Source organism: Providencia vermicola (assembly GCF_010748935.1).
Taxonomy (GTDB): domain Bacteria; phylum Pseudomonadota; class Gammaproteobacteria; order Enterobacterales; family Enterobacteriaceae; genus Providencia; species Providencia zhejiangensis.
In genome coordinates this window covers 4,215,405-4,229,683 of record NZ_CP048796.1, presented here as the reverse complement: position 1 = coordinate 4,229,683, position 14,279 = coordinate 4,215,405, and the positions used below count along the sequence as shown (strand labels likewise).

The window sequence follows — 14,279 nt, the reverse complement described above, 5'->3', positions numbered from 1 at the left end:
GTAAAGCTAAGAATTAGGTGTAAGCAAATTTATTGACGTCCTGAATGTCCGAAGCCTCCAGCGCCTCGTTCTGTCGCATCAAAGTCATCGACAATATTAAATTCAGCTTGAACGACTGGAACGAAAACCATTTGGGCCATCCGTTCGCCCGGTTCAATGGTAAATGTCTGGTTGCCTCTGTTCCATACAGACACCATCAATTGCCCTTGATAGTCAGAGTCAATCAATCCAACTAGATTACCAAGTACAACACCATGTTTATGGCCAAGACCGGAACGCGGTAGGATGACTGCTGCTAGCTGCTCATCAGCGATATGAATCGCGAGGCCAGTAGGGATTAACTCTGTTTGACCCGGCGCTAAATCGATTGGTGCATCAAGGCAAGCACGCAGATCTAATCCCGCTGAGCCAGTCGTTGCATAAGTTGGTAAAGGAAACTCGTTACCAATACGGGGATCAAGAATTTTCAGATCAATTTTTTTCATAACGTTGAAGTATCTCGTCTAATAAACGGTGGCTTAATTCAAGTTTACTACTGTGTGGTAAACGGGTGTCGCCAAAAGCATCAAAAATATGCAGTGCATTGTTATCACTGTTAAAACCATTATCAGCGAGCGAAACATCATTCGCACAAATTAGGTCTAACTGTTTTTGTTGGCGTTTCTGACGTGCGTATTCTTCCACATTCTGGGTTTCGGCTGCAAATCCAACCACATAAGGGCGATGTTGTGCTAATTGGCCAACACTGGCAACAATATCAGGATTTTTGACTAATGTAATGACAACTTCATCACCCTGTTTTTTAATTTTATTTTCAGCAATTGTTTTTGCACGGTAGTCAGCGACAGCCGCACAACCGATAAAGATATCTTGCTCAGTGATAGTTTGGTGCACTTTTTCGTACATATCGAGAGCACTGATAACATCAATTCGCGTGACTCCTGCCGGTGTCGCTAAAGTCACTGGGCCTGCAATTAAAGTCACTTGTGCACCACGTTGACTGGCTGCTTCAGCAATAGCGAACCCCATTTTTCCTGAGCTGTGATTACTAATAAAGCGGACTGGGTCTAAATCTTCACGGGTAGGCCCTGCCGTAATCATAATTTTTCGATTTTGTAAGTCAGTTCGAGAACGGAAGTGTTCACAGGTAAAACGTACAATCTCTAATGGATCGAGCATTCTTCCTGGGCCGATGTCACCGCAGGCTTGGCTGCCATCATCTGGCCCCCAAATCATACATTGACGTTGTTTCAGTTTGATTAAATTTTCTTGTGTCGCCGTTGCTCGATACATTTGTTGATTCATGGCAGGAACAACCGCAAGCGGCGCAGCCGAAGCTAAACAAATGGTGGTCAATAAATCATTCGCCATACCAGCACTTATTCGAGCAATTAAATCTGCTGTAGCTGGCGCTAATATGATGATATCGGCCCATTTAGCGAGCTCAATATGGCCCATTGCTGCTTCCGCCGCTGGGTCAAGTAAATCGTCAGAGACGGGATGACCAGAAACCGCCTGCAATGTTAAAGGTGTAATAAAGGCTTTTGCCCCATGAGTCATAACAACGCGGACTATAGCACCCTCATCACGTAAGCGACGAGTGAGCTCAGGAATTTTATATGCGGCAATACCACCACTTATGCCGAGGACTATTTTTTTACCTAATAGCTGTGCCATCGTTTTATCCATCTAATCATCGTGAAGAGCATATTATCATATCAGAAGTGTCAGCGAGAGTACTGTATATATCATCACCCTTTTATTTTTTGCGAAGCGTTACGCAAATCAACAATTGATGTGTTGTTGTCGTTACCGCCTATGTATAGAAAGAGAAGCAGCAAGGGGCATAAGGGGGTGATAATGGAGCATGAAGAGAGCTTAAAGCCAAGGGAGAAAATATTGGCGTATGGTGCCGCAACTCTGACGGATGCAGAGTTATTGGCTATTTTTTTACGAACGGGTAGCCAAGGCGAATCCGTTTTACAACTTGCGGAGCGTTTGTTGAAAGAGTTCGGCTCTTTATACTTACTCTTACAGTCTGACTACACAAAGCTAGCAAAATGCAAAGGTGTCGGTGTTTGTAAATTCTCTCAATTTCAGGCGATTAGTGAGATCGCACGGCGTTTTTTTACTGAACAATTTTTATATGAAGATGTGATCTCTGAACCTAACCATTTAAAAATACGATTACTTGAATTGTTTGCTGGGCAAGAAAGAGAAGTTTTTGTGGTACTCTTTTTAAACAATCAACATCAAATTATTAGTTATGAAGAACTCTTTAAAGGCACTATCAATCGGGTAGAGGTTCATCCTAGAGAAATTATTCGTTATGCCATGAAAATGAATGCAAGTGCGGTCATCTTGGCGCATAATCACCCATCAGGCAATGCAGAGCCTAGCGAAGCGGATAAACAAGTGACTTTTCGTATTAAAGATGCTTGTAGCTTAGTGGGAATTAAATTGCTTGACCATTTTGTTGTTGGACATAAAAATTGTGTTTCATTTCTTGAACGAGGGTGGTTGTAAAAGCATTTTTTTGACTAAAAAATGACAACTTTTGCCGCATTGGGCTTGAGTGAGAACGATTGAAAGCGTATACTACGCCACCTTTGAGGATCTTGGGTTTGGCGAGAAGAGCCTATCTCAGTAAATTTTTTACTAAGATGATAACATTCTTTTCAGTCAATAAAGTTTGCTGAGATGGGCTCCTAAGCCTGACGAGGCGGCCATACCCAGAACAAAAAAGCTCGAGCTGATTAGATTTTTGGAGAATAGACATGTCACGAGTCTGCCAAGTTACTGGCAAGCGTCCAATGAGCGGTAACAACCGTTCACACGCATTAAACGCGACCAAGCGTCGTTTTTTGCCAAACCTGCACTCTCATCGTTTCTGGGTTGAGTCTGAGAAACGTTTCGTAACGCTGCGTGTATCTGCTAAAGGCATGCGCATTATCGATAAAAAGGGTATTGATGCTGTTCTTGCTGAACTGCGTGCCCGCGGTGAGAAGTACTAAGGAGCTAAAAAATGGCTAAAGGTATTCGCGAGAAAATCAAGCTGGTTTCTTCTGAAGGTACTGGTCACTTCTATACCACGACGAAGAACAAGCGCACTATGCCTGAAAAACTGGAAATGAAAAAATTCGATCCAGTTGTTCGTAAGCATGTGATCTACAAAGAAGCGAAAATTAAATAATTTTTGTTTTCTTATTAAAAAACCCAGCTTTGGCTGGGTTTTTTATTTTCAAAATCAAAAAACTATACTTATACGCATTCAAGGCTATATCGATTATTCCTAAAGTAGTAACATGTTCGTTCTTGATTGAATTAATAGTGTTAGTTTTTGTCAAAGAACTATGTCATTTTGCGTATAGATATCATTAAGAGTGTCTGGTGAAAAAACAGTTTAAAAAAATTCTTGTTATCAAGATGCGGTTTCATGGGGATATGCTACTGACTACGCCTGTGATCAGTACATTAAAGCAAAACTATCCTGATGCCGAGATTGACGTGTTACTTTATCAAGATACGATCCCTATTTTGTCTGAAAATAGGGAAATCCATGCCTTGTATGGAATTAAAGGTAAGAAGGCTAATGGGCTCAGTAAAGCCTGTAACTTTGTCAATTTGTTATTAAAATTACGTCGTAATAAGTATGATTTGGTTGTAAATCTTGCAGACCAATGGATGATATCAGTGCTTGTGCGGGCTATCCCTGCTCAGGTAAAAATTTCACATAAATTTGCTCATCGAGAGTCGACGTTTTGGCATAATAGCTTTACTCATTTGACTGCACCTCACGGTGAACACGTTGTTATGAACAATCTTTCTGTTCTTGAACCGTTAAAAATCAATAACCTTAAAACAGATTTAACGATGTCATATGCAGAGCAAGATTGGAAAAAGATCGATCAGCAGCTATTGGAACTTGGTGTTCATAGCAGCTATGTCGTCATCCAGCCAACGGCACGGCAGATATTTAAGTGTTGGGATGATGAAAAATTTGCGGAAGTCATTGATGCGTTGCAATCCCGTGGTTACCAAGTGGTATTGACTTCTGGGCCAAGTCAAGATGACCTTGATTGTGTTGAAAATATTGCATCCCTTTGCCACACTAGGCCCATCACTGAGTTGGCGGGTAAAACGACATTTCCTGAACTTGGTGCACTCATTGCCCATTCTGCGTTATTTATCGGTGTAGATTCTGCCCCAATGCACATTGCAGCAGCGGTCAAAACACCCATAGTTTGTTTGTTCGGTGCAACCAACCATGTATTCTGGCGTCCGTGGAGTGAAAACGTAGTGCAATTCTGGGCGGGTGACTATGAAGCTATGCCACCACGCGAGAAACTCGATAGAAATAAAAAATACCTTTCTATCATTCCTGCATCTGACGTTATCAAGGCAACAGAAAAAATGTTGCCGATGAATATTCGTTCAATAATGACAAGGTTCTAATATGATTTTGGCATTTTGTCTGTACAAGTATTTTCCGTTTGGTGGTTTACAACGTGATTTCTTACGTATTGCGTTAGCGTGTCAGGCAAGAGGGCATCATATCCGCGTTTATACTCAATCTTGGCATGGTGAGAAACCTGCTGGTTTTGAAATTATGATTGTACCAGTCACATCGAAAACCAATCATGGACGTAATGCACAATATTGTGAGTGGGTGCACACTCATATCAAACAATATCCAGTAGACCGTATTATTGGTTTCAATAAAATGCCTGGCCTAGATGTATATTATGCAGCGGACGTTTGTTATGCAGAAAAAGTCGCTAATGAAAAAGGTTTTTTTTATAGGCTAACTCCCCGTTATAAGCATTATGCAACGTTTGAAAAGGCCGTATTTCAAGTAGGAAAAACTACCAAATTATTAATGCTGACTCCTCATCAAATTGCACATTTTAAAAAACATTATGCTACAGAAGCATCGCGTTTTTATATGCTACCGCCGGGTATTGCGCAAGATAGAAAATACGATAAGCAGATCCCCAATGCACGGCAAATTTATCGAGAAAAAAATCAGATACCTCCGTCAGCGTATTTGTTATTGCAGGTTGGTTCCGACTTTAAGCGTAAAGGAGTCGATAGAACCTTAAGAGCAATGGCTGCATTGCCTGAAGAGATTAAGAAAAATACGCGATTAATGGTTGTTGGGCAGGATAAACCTGAAAAATATCAGCGTCTAGCCAATACACTGGGCATAGGTCAACAAGTCTCCTTTTTTAGTGGGCGTAATGACGTTGCTGAGCTAATGGCAGCGGCAGATATTTTAATGCATCCAGCATACCAAGAAGCCGCGGGTATTGTGTTACTGGAGGCTATAACAGCAGGTTTACCTATTATTGTTACGGAAGTTTGTGGTTATGCCTCATTTATTGCTGATGCTCAATGCGGCATGGTGATCCGTGAACCATTTGAGCAAAAAACGTTAGATTCCGCGCTTTCAGAAACTCTGCAAAATAAACAACAATTAAAAAATTGGGCAGAAAAGGCGCGGCATTTTGCGGATACAGAGGACTTATATAGTTTACCTGAAAAAGCGGCTGATATTATTTTAGGACATCTAGATGATTGAACTTAAAACACCTTTTAGTGAGCTATGGAAAAATAAAGATCCTTTTGTGGAAACTGAGCAGTTAGAAGGTGAGGTGTTTCGTCAGCTAGAAAGCCGCAAAACATTGCGCTTTGAGCTTGGTGGAGAGAGCTATTTTATCAAAATCCATTATGGTACAAGTTTAAAAGAGGTGTTAAAAAACCTGTTTTCATTAAGGTTACCAGTATTGGGTGCTGATAGGGAATGGAACGCGATACATCGGCTAACAAAAGCGGGTGTGGATACGATGGATGGTCGTGCATTTGGGCAAAAGGGGATGAACCCGCTACGTCGACATTCCTTTATTATTACGAAAGATTTAACGCCAACGATCAGTTTGGAAGATTACTGTGCCAATTGGTCAAGCCTAGCGCCTGATTTTACAGTCAAACAATTGATTATTCGCCGTGTTGCTCAAATGGTACGTAAAATGCACGCCGTTGGTATAAATCACCGCGACTGTTATATTTGCCATTTTTTACTACACTTGCCTTTTTCAGGTGAAGAGCAGGACTTGAAAATCTCGGTGATAGATTTACATCGAGCACAACTCAGAAAAAAGGTTCCAATACGTTGGCGTGATAAAGACCTTATTGGGTTATACTTTTCTTCATTAAATATCGGCCTAACAAGCAGAGATATTTTCCGTTTTATGAAGGTTTACTTTGATTTGCCTTTACGAGATATTTTAAAAGAAGAACAGGCTTTGATACTCAAAGCGGGAAGCAAAGCAAAAAAAATCCAAGAGCGTACAAAGCGCCGTGGTTTATAGATAAACAATTTGTTGGGGTCTTATATGGTCGTTGAATTTGATAAAATGATACAACAAGTTATCCCGCTCGGTGTGTCAGACTTAGATATTTCATCTTATTTTCATGTCGCCTATGGCATTGATCATCATTTTTTATATGGCTGTGGCGTATCTATTGCCTCGTTGTTGATGCACAATGAGCATACCAATTTTTCTTTTCATGTATTTATAGACGATTCAATTAGTGATGCGGATTTAGCTCTGTTTAGGGAGCTCAGTGACGACTATAATGTACAAATCACCCTCTATATAATTAATTCTAGTAGTATAAAAACACTTCCGACGACTAAGAATTGGACGCATGCCATCTATTTTCGATTTATTGTTGCCGAATACTTTATCAATAAAATAGATTATCTATTGTATTTAGATGCTGATGTTATTTGTAATAATTCGATTGAAGGGCTGACTCAGTTAGACTTACAAAATAAAGTGGCTGCGGTTGTCACTGAAAGGGATGAAAATTGGTGGAAAAAACGGGCTCAAACGTTAGGTTTCCCCGAAGTATCCGCTGGCTATTTTAATAGTGGTGTGATGTATGTAAATTTAGCCGCTTGGAAAGAAAATCAGGTTACAAAAAAATCAATGTCATTGCTTATGGATACGAATATTAATCATAAGATTAGTTATCCTGACCAAGATGTATTAAATATATTATTAGCAGATAAAGTCATTTATTTGGATGCTGTTTATAATACACAATTTAGCTTAAATTATGAGTTAAAAGATCAATTTCACTATCCTGTTACTCAAAACACTATTTTTATTCACTATGTTGGACCAACGAAACCTTGGCACGAATGGGCTACTTATGAAACAGCCAAGCCTTTCTCTGATGCTCGATCAGCGTCACCTTGGAATAAAGTACCATTATTAAAGGCTAAAAGTAGCAACCATTTACGTTATTGTGCGAAGCATAATATCAATCAAGGCCACTATCTATTTGGATTTCTTCTCCATTTTAGGTACTTATTATCTAAGCTTAGTAAATAATTAACATTTACGTTTTAGTGAAAAGTAGCATAAAACAATATTTTATTATTGGAGATAAATGATGAATTTTAATATCCATGACATAGTGACTGAGAGATATGTTTTAAACGATAGTGATGAAGACTTAAATGAAAAATACCTTAATATCGTTTATGGCTCAGATGAAAACTACCAGTTTGGAGCAGGAGTTTCAGCAGTATCTTTGTTAATTAATAATCCTAGTACATCTTTTAGATTCCACTTTTTTTTGGATACGATAAATCCTAATTTTGTTGATAAATTAAAATGGATTGCTGAACAATTTTCAACACAAATAATTGTGTATAAACTGAATCACGATTTTTTAGAGAAATTACCTGCCTGTGACGTTTGGTCATCAGCAATGTATTTTAGGCTGATCGCGCTTGATTATTTAGCTTTTCATTATGATTATGCACTATATCTCGATGCAGATGTAGTATGTCATAGTGAACTAAATTTAGATGCCAATATTCTTAGCCAAGTTATTTGTGGTGTTGTTCTTGATAGTGAAATGGTGAGAAGCAAAAGTGGGTCAAGGTTGGGTGTACCTGAATTAAGTACACGGTACTTTAATTCAGGCGTGATGTTTATTAATTTAAAAAAATGGCAAGAACATGAAGTGACTAAACGTTGTTTAGCACTATTATCTGCTCCGGATGCAAAGCAACGTTATAAATACCCTGACCAGGATGTGTTAAATTTGATTCTGGTGGATAACCAAGTTCAGCTTAATCAGCGTTTTAATACTATTTATACCTTAAAGAATGAGCTATATGATCGAAGCCATAAAAAATATCAACAGGTGATCACGGATAATACCACGTTGATACATTATACAGGGATCACTAAGCCATGGCATACTTGGGCAAACTACCCGTCTGCTAAGCCTTTTTATATCGCTCTTGAGCAGTCGCCATGGTGTAAAAATGATTTAAAATCAGCAAGTAAATTTGTTGAAAGAAAAAAAGAATATAAGCACTTATTGAAACAAAAAAAGATTGTTGCTGGCTGTCTGTGTGGAATCCAATACTTGTTGATGAAAGTTTTTCGAAATAAAAAATAGTAATATGCTAAATAAATGGTTTTTACTGTGAAGTTTATTAATCCTTCCTTAGTCACTGTCTGTCGTGAGAATGAAGGGTACCCTTATTACTCAAAAGTGAATGATAGGCATTGTTTATGCATAGTGTTCACAAATTTTGCCTCTGTGAAAGGGATAATAATTGATATGCTGGATAGGGAAGCATATTGAATGCGTTCGATTGAGTTAAGGTAGCATCATAATGTCTTGATTTTTATCGTATATCAATATTATTGTAGATGTTAACATTTCGATTTATATATTTTCAGAATATTATGAATAGATACTAGGTTATGATAGAATTTTTGTATGTTCTGTAGTTGTTTGATTTGGACTGAAAATAAAAACAGTCTTCCGGTTACAAAACAGGTATCGAACAATAATATTCAGTAAGGTCAACAAAATGTTAAGCCATGAAATGATCAAATCTCTAGTTGAAATAAGTGGTAGCAAAGCTAGTGATGGTGATAAAGCGTATTTTCATATTGCTTATGGGGTTGATGAAAAGTTCCTCTACGGTGTTGGTACATCAATCTCTTCGATACTCCTTAACAATAAAGAGACGCATTTTCATTTCCATATTTTAGTTGATAGCTTAGTTGACGAGAATCTTTTTCAGCAGTTAATTGCAAATAGTTACCATAAAATCACGGTTTATCTGATCGACATCCAAGAATTTAAACGCTTACCATTGCCATCACCTGCTTGGAGCCACGCCATCTACTTTAGATTAGTGATTATTGATTATCTGTCTCAATCAATCGATAAATTATTGTATTTAGATGCGGATATTATTTGTAAAGGCAATCTCGAATATCTAAAAACATTAGAATTTAATGAGCATGTTTACCTTTATGCTGTAAAAGATAAATTTTGCAGTGAAAAGAAACAGTTGCCTATGGATATGAGCAAATACTTTAACTCTGGGTTTTTATATATGTCGATTCAGGAAATGGTGAAAGCAGACATACCCAACAGAGTTATTGAATTAGTAAAAAATAATAATTTTACTCATCCAGATCAGGATGCATTGAATATTTTATTAAATGATAAACTGGTTAATATAAGTGAAAATTTCAACTTTATGTTTTCTTTAGATTGGTATATTACTAGCAAAAGAAGCACTAATAATATACCAAATGATGTTGTTTTTATTCACTTTGTTGGTTTAACTAAGCCATTTCATGAATGGGCTATTTTCTATAAAGAGTATCAGTTTTTTGATATTGCACGACAGAATTCGCCTTGGAAGAATATTCCCTTGCTCAAAGCCGAAAATTACAAGCAATTATCTCGCAAAAAATCACATCTAAGAAAAAATAGAAAGTTTTTTCAATTTTTATTAGCAACAGTTGAATATATAAACAAGAAAATATTTCATTGATATCATGCTGACATTGTCAGCATGAATATGACTAATGGATGCGCTTTTGGTTAATTAAGATAGCAACGAGAATATTGTATAGGAAGAAAATATCTAAAAATATAAATTCAAAGAGGCAGTAGATTAAAAAATAGCCAATAGAGGAGGCAAAGATACCCACATTTAAAATATTTTTTTGCGATTTTATATTTCTCATTAAATCTTTTAAGTTAATAACATAAGCAATAATAAATAATAGCAACCCACCTAAACCTACATTATATAAGATGTTTAAGAAAAATGGGTCATCATTATTATGTACATATTCATTTTTGCGTTGTGAAAATTTTCCGCCACCACGAAATCTTTCTGCATTATTATCATTCAGATACTGGTTGTAAGAGACAGAACCATACCCAACACCAAATAGAATATTTTTAGTTTGATTCATAAAAATAGGGAAACGTGTCATCACAATTTTGTCTCTACCTGATGAAATGTTTTTTGCGTATAGAGTTTGGTTTATCTTATTTTTTACTTGAGGAATGGTGGTATAAGCGATGGTTGTAACACTTAAAGAGGCAATGGCAAAAATAACAATGTATAAAGTAAATTTTTTAATACTTTGAGAAAACAAAAATAAAATAATTAATGTTTCAATAACTACAGCAAGTACGCCTCCACGACTACCAGTATAAAGTAAAAAACAAAATGCAAAAATGGATAAAATAAACATTGCTACTTTTAATAGATTATTTTTAAAAATAAATAAGGCAGCGAAGGTAAATGGAAAAAGCAATGTTGTATAGTGAGCAAAACCATACCTAAGCTGTAAAAATAGAGGTAAGTCACTATCTTTAAATTGTTTTAATATTGGAGATATAAAAAGAGTAAATGCCAAAGTGGCAATCAAGGCATAACTTATTGTTTTTATTGATTTTGATTCGTTATTTTTGAATGCGATTAAAAATAACGTAATGATAATGACATAGCGCCAGTCATTGAAAAATTCTTTCAGCGCTTCTAGTGTAAATTGAGAGTAAGTAAAAAATATCGCGCATAAAATGCACCATAAGCTAAATAAAAAGAATACTTTTCGTCCTCTAACTAACTGAATAAGGTCATCTTTGATATTTATTTTATTTTTAATAATGGTATAGACAGTATAGAGAAAGAGTAAGACAGCAGAAATATTTAACACGCCTTGAGTATCATTTGTAAACATACCCAATATGACAAGGGAAACTAATAAAAAAGGAAATTGACTAATAATATAGTTTTTTATATTCACAAGTTTGCCTATCGATTGCTGTCAGATTTTTGTCGGTGATCAAAAGTGACGATATTGTGTTAGATAACGGATCTTTGATTGCTAATAGGCGAATTGTATTTATCATATACTTGAATGTCCAGTTGATCAGTGGGTTAACATGGCCAGTTCGTTTAAGGTATTTTGATTTTGATATTAATCATATCGCTGTTTAAGGATCTATTCATGCCAGAGCTACCCGAGGTTGAAACCAGCCGCAGAGGCATAGAGCCTCATCTCGTCGGTAATATTATCCAATATGCCGTAGTGCGTAATGGCCGGTTACGTTGGCCTGTTTCAGAACAGATCAAAAGTTTATCTGATGAGGTTATTTTAAGTGTTCAAAGGCGTGCGAAATATCTATTAATTGAACTACGACAAGGTTGGATAGTCATTCATCTCGGTATGTCGGGCAGCTTACGCATTTTGTTAGAAGAGTTGCCTGAAGAAAAGCATGACCATATTGATTTAGTATTAAAGGATGGCAAGGTTTTGCGTTATACCGACCCGAGACGCTTCGGGGCTTGGTTATGGTGTGACGACCTTGCGACGAGCTCTGTCTTGGCACATTTAGGGCCTGAACCTCTTTCGGATGAGTTTAATGCTCAATATTTATTTGAGCAGGCAGCAAAACGAAAAATTGCCATCAAGCCTTGGCTGATGGATAACAAGGTGGTCGTCGGGGTGGGGAATATTTATGCGAATGAAGCGCTATTTGCGGCAGGTATTTCGCCAGAAAAAATCACGAATACATTAACGCTTGAGCAATCAGAGGGTTTGGTTACACAAATTAAGAAAGTATTGCGGCGTTCCATTGAACAAGGTGGAACAACGTTGAAAGACTTTTTACAGTCTGATGGTAAGCCTGGTTACTTTGCTCAAGAATTATTTGTTTATGGTAAAAAAGGGGAACCTTGTTTGATGTGCGGGACGCCGATTATGAGTATCAAACAAGGTCAACGCACTACTTTTTATTGCCCTCAATGCCAAAAATAATTTAAATTTTATTGAGTTTTTTTAGCATCGCTTCTGCAACGATCGGTGGTAGGAAAGAAGAGATATCACCATCATGAAGAGCAACATCTTTGATCAGTGATGATGAAACGAACGACAAGCTTTGTGAAGGAAGTAGAAATACCGTTTCTAATTCAGGCACAAAATGGCGGTTCATATTGGCGAGTTGCCATTCATACTCGAAATCAGCGACTGAGCGAACGCCACGGATCAAGATGTTGGCACCATGCTTTTGTGCGAAGTTAGCCATGAGCTCTGAGAAGCCAACGACTTCTACGTTATCTAAATGTGCGGTAACGTTTTGCGCAAGTTCCACGCGTTCTTCAAGGGTAAACATAGGGCTTTTGCGTTGGCTATTGGCGATGGCGAGTAACACATGGTCAAACATTGCTGCTGCACGAGAAACAATATCAATATGGCCTGATGTTATGGGGTCAAAGGTGCCAGGGTAAATCGCTTTGTGTTTCATAAATTGTTATCTCGTTGTTTATTAATACTTATTTATATGAATTTAAATTAAGTAATATGTGCATATCATCAACATTATCGACTATTAAGGGGAGTTGCAACTCACGAATAGCCGCTTAAGTTAATTTCAAGTCTATTTTTAGGTGCATATTCTGCACACTTTCATAAAAGGTTTATGTTAAGATAGCGCCAATTTTAGTAAGTGAATCAGATCGAATGTTATTGCGTTTATATCAGGTACTGCTTTATCTTATCCAACCACTCATTTGGATTCGTCTATTAGTGCGAGGTCGCAAGGCTCCCGCGTATCGTAAACGCTGGGGAGAACGCTATGGCTTTTGCGCCGGTAAAGTTGCGCCAGGTGGTATTCTGTTACATTCCGTCTCTGTTGGTGAAACACTTGCTGCTGTGCCTTTAGTAAGAGCACTACGACATCACTACCCATCATTACCAATAACAGTGACAACGATGACCCCAACGGGTTCTGAACGTGTGGTATCCGCATTTGGTGATGATGTTTATCATGTTTATCTCCCTTATGACCTTCCTGGCTCGATGCGCCGTTTCCTCAACCACGTTGACCCTAAGCTGGTCATCATTATGGAAACGGAATTATGGCCTAATATGATTAATCAGCTTAATCGCCGACAAATTCCATTAGTGATTGCTAATGCACGGTTATCAGAACGTTCTGCCGCGGGTTACCAAAAACTGGGTAGTTTCGTGAAGCGTATGTTGCGGAATGTCACGATGGTAGCAGCACAACATCAAGAAGATGGGGAACGCTTCATTAAGCTTGGTTTAAGACGGGTGCAATTGAATGTGACGGGTAGCTTGAAGTTTGATATTTCGGTGACACCGGAACTTGCTGTTCGTGCAGTCACATTGCGTCGGCAATGGGCAGCACATCGGCCCGTTTGGATCGCAACGAGTACTCACGAAGGTGAGGAAGCCATTGTTTTAGATGCCCATCAACAGCTACTTACCCAGTTCCCTGATTTATTATTAATTTTAGTGCCTCGTCATCCTGAACGTTTTAGCAAAGCGGAAGAGTTGACACGTAAAGCAGGACTAAAATTCATCCGGCGCAGTGAGGGGATTGTTCCTACCGCAGAGACACAAGTCGTGATCGGCGATACGATGGGCGAATTGATGTTGCTGTATGGAATTGCGGATTTGGCGTTTGTCGGTGGCAGCCTTGTGGAAACCGGTGGACATAATCCCCTTGAGGCAGCCGCTCATGCATTACCTGTATTAATGGGGCCACATACATTTAACTTTAAAGATATTTGTGGAAAGTTAAAGCAAGCGGATGGCCTAATCACGGTGACTGACAGTGATTCGATGACACAAGCCGTGACAAGTCTTTTATCAGATGAAGATTATCGTTTGTATTATGGGCGTCATGCAGCAGAAGTATTGCATGAAAATCAAGGCGCATTACAACGGTTGCTCAAGCTGTTACAGCCTTATTTACCTCCTAGAGAACAATAATTTTAGTCATTATCTTTAATTCAGAATTTTTTAACTTGAATAAAACGACAATAGATAATGACTATTTGTCTACTCTTCTTATTATTCACTATAAACTATAGTAGAATCTGCCGTTTAATTTCCATT

15 protein-coding genes are annotated in these 14,279 nt (G+C 38.0%); 11 read left to right on the top strand and 4 right to left on the bottom strand.

What is annotated here, in order from left to right; translation table 11 throughout:
- Positions 1-29: 29 nt before the first annotated feature.
- Positions 30-485 carry a dUTP diphosphatase gene (gene dut, locus G3341_RS19275; RefSeq protein WP_154622533.1) on the bottom strand — a complete coding sequence of 152 codons (456 nt, stop codon included), beginning with the start codon at positions 483-485 and terminating at the stop codon, positions 30-32.
- Positions 472-1,677 carry a bifunctional phosphopantothenoylcysteine decarboxylase/phosphopantothenate--cysteine ligase CoaBC gene (gene coaBC, locus G3341_RS19270; protein ID WP_163863414.1) on the bottom strand — a complete coding sequence of 402 codons (1,206 nt, stop codon included), beginning with the start codon at positions 1,675-1,677 and terminating at the stop codon, positions 472-474. The genes dut and coaBC overlap by 14 nt, the downstream gene beginning before the upstream one ends.
- A 180-nt stretch (positions 1,678-1,857) precedes the next feature.
- On the opposite strand from coaBC, the gene radC reads away from it, so the two are divergent.
- The 9 genes from radC (at position 1,858) to G3341_RS19220 (ending at position 9,889) form a co-directional block, all read left to right on the top strand.
- Positions 1,858-2,526: a RadC family protein gene (radC, locus tag G3341_RS19265; RefSeq protein WP_163863676.1), complete on the top strand. Its 669-nt coding sequence runs from the start codon at positions 1,858-1,860 to the stop codon at positions 2,524-2,526.
- Between the two features lie 251 nt (positions 2,527-2,777).
- Positions 2,778-3,014 (top strand): 50S ribosomal protein L28, encoded by a 237-nt coding sequence (gene rpmB / locus G3341_RS19255; RefSeq protein WP_004924239.1) that lies wholly within the window; start codon positions 2,778-2,780, stop codon positions 3,012-3,014.
- 11 nt (positions 3,015-3,025) lie between these two features.
- The gene (gene rpmG / locus G3341_RS19250; protein ID WP_004924244.1) at positions 3,026-3,193 is read left to right on the top strand and encodes a 50S ribosomal protein L33; all 168 of its coding nucleotides are present in this window, start codon (positions 3,026-3,028) and stop codon (positions 3,191-3,193) included.
- A gap of 197 nt (positions 3,194-3,390) precedes the next feature.
- On the top strand, positions 3,391-4,455 hold the full coding sequence (gene rfaQ / locus G3341_RS19245) for a lipopolysaccharide core heptosyltransferase RfaQ (RefSeq protein ID WP_163863411.1): 1,065 nt from the start codon (positions 3,391-3,393) through the stop codon (positions 4,453-4,455).
- 1 nt (position 4,456) lies between these two features.
- Positions 4,457-5,581 (top strand): glycosyltransferase family 4 protein, encoded by a 1,125-nt coding sequence (locus G3341_RS19240; protein WP_163863409.1) that lies wholly within the window; start codon positions 4,457-4,459, stop codon positions 5,579-5,581.
- A complete protein-coding gene (gene rfaP, locus G3341_RS19235) occupies positions 5,574-6,371 on the top strand; it encodes a lipopolysaccharide core heptose(I) kinase RfaP (protein WP_154622537.1) in 798 nt (265 codons plus the stop codon). Before G3341_RS19240 ends, rfaP begins: the two co-directional genes overlap by 8 nt.
- 24 nt (positions 6,372-6,395) lie before the next feature.
- Positions 6,396-7,403 (top strand): glycosyltransferase, encoded by a 1,008-nt coding sequence (locus G3341_RS19230; RefSeq protein ID WP_163863407.1) that lies wholly within the window; start codon positions 6,396-6,398, stop codon positions 7,401-7,403.
- A 58-nt stretch (positions 7,404-7,461) separates the two neighbouring features.
- Positions 7,462-8,487 (top strand): glycosyltransferase family 8 protein, encoded by a 1,026-nt coding sequence (locus G3341_RS19225; RefSeq protein WP_244316455.1) that lies wholly within the window; start codon positions 7,462-7,464, stop codon positions 8,485-8,487.
- Between the two features lie 421 nt (positions 8,488-8,908).
- Positions 8,909-9,889, top strand: coding sequence for a glycosyltransferase (locus tag G3341_RS19220; RefSeq protein ID WP_163863405.1), 981 nt, complete (start codon positions 8,909-8,911; stop codon positions 9,887-9,889).
- 31 nt (positions 9,890-9,920) lie between these two features.
- Here the strand turns inward: G3341_RS19220 and G3341_RS19215 are convergent, their stop codons facing one another.
- Entirely contained in the window at positions 9,921-11,159 is a 1,239-nt protein-coding gene (locus G3341_RS19215; RefSeq protein ID WP_163863402.1) for an O-antigen ligase family protein, read from the bottom strand.
- Between the two features lie 204 nt (positions 11,160-11,363).
- Between G3341_RS19215 and mutM the strand changes: the two genes are divergently transcribed.
- Complete coding sequence (gene mutM / locus G3341_RS19210) at positions 11,364-12,173, top strand: bifunctional DNA-formamidopyrimidine glycosylase/DNA-(apurinic or apyrimidinic site) lyase (protein WP_163863400.1); 810 nt, start codon at positions 11,364-11,366, stop codon at positions 12,171-12,173.
- Position 12,174: 1 nt separating this feature from the next.
- Here the strand turns inward: mutM and coaD are convergent, their stop codons facing one another.
- Positions 12,175-12,660, bottom strand: coding sequence for a pantetheine-phosphate adenylyltransferase (coaD, locus tag G3341_RS19205; protein ID WP_154624184.1), 486 nt, complete (start codon positions 12,658-12,660; stop codon positions 12,175-12,177).
- 215 nt (positions 12,661-12,875) lie between these two features.
- Here coaD and waaA point away from each other — a divergent pair, with 215 nt between their 5' ends.
- Positions 12,876-14,153 carry a lipid IV(A) 3-deoxy-D-manno-octulosonic acid transferase gene (waaA, locus tag G3341_RS19200; protein ID WP_154624183.1) on the top strand — a complete coding sequence of 426 codons (1,278 nt, stop codon included), beginning with the start codon at positions 12,876-12,878 and terminating at the stop codon, positions 14,151-14,153.
- Positions 14,154-14,279 lie beyond the last annotated feature (126 nt).

Excerpts from the sequence above, each read along its gene's own strand:
- dut (WP_154622533.1), bottom strand. The coding sequence starts at position 485 with ATGAAAAAAATTGATCTGAAAATTCTTGATCCCCGTATTGGTAACGAG.
- coaD (WP_154624184.1), bottom strand. The coding sequence starts at position 12,660 with ATGAAACACAAAGCGATTTACCCTGGCACCTTTGACCCCATAACATCA.
- coaBC (WP_163863414.1), bottom strand. The coding sequence starts at position 1,677 with ATGGCACAGCTATTAGGTAAAAAAATAGTCCTCGGCATAAGTGGTGGT.
- G3341_RS19225 (WP_244316455.1), top strand. The coding sequence starts at position 7,462 with ATGATGAATTTTAATATCCATGACATAGTGACTGAGAGATATGTTTTA.
- G3341_RS19230 (WP_163863407.1), top strand. The coding sequence starts at position 6,396 with ATGGTCGTTGAATTTGATAAAATGATACAACAAGTTATCCCGCTCGGT.
- rpmB (WP_004924239.1), top strand. The coding sequence starts at position 2,778 with ATGTCACGAGTCTGCCAAGTTACTGGCAAGCGTCCAATGAGCGGTAAC.
- mutM (WP_163863400.1), top strand. The coding sequence starts at position 11,364 with ATGCCAGAGCTACCCGAGGTTGAAACCAGCCGCAGAGGCATAGAGCCT.
- G3341_RS19220 (WP_163863405.1), top strand. The coding sequence starts at position 8,909 with ATGTTAAGCCATGAAATGATCAAATCTCTAGTTGAAATAAGTGGTAGC.
- rpmG (WP_004924244.1), top strand. The coding sequence starts at position 3,026 with ATGGCTAAAGGTATTCGCGAGAAAATCAAGCTGGTTTCTTCTGAAGGT.
- waaA (WP_154624183.1), top strand. The coding sequence starts at position 12,876 with ATGTTATTGCGTTTATATCAGGTACTGCTTTATCTTATCCAACCACTC.
- rfaP (WP_154622537.1), top strand. The coding sequence starts at position 5,574 with ATGATTGAACTTAAAACACCTTTTAGTGAGCTATGGAAAAATAAAGAT.
- G3341_RS19240 (WP_163863409.1), top strand. The coding sequence starts at position 4,457 with ATGATTTTGGCATTTTGTCTGTACAAGTATTTTCCGTTTGGTGGTTTA.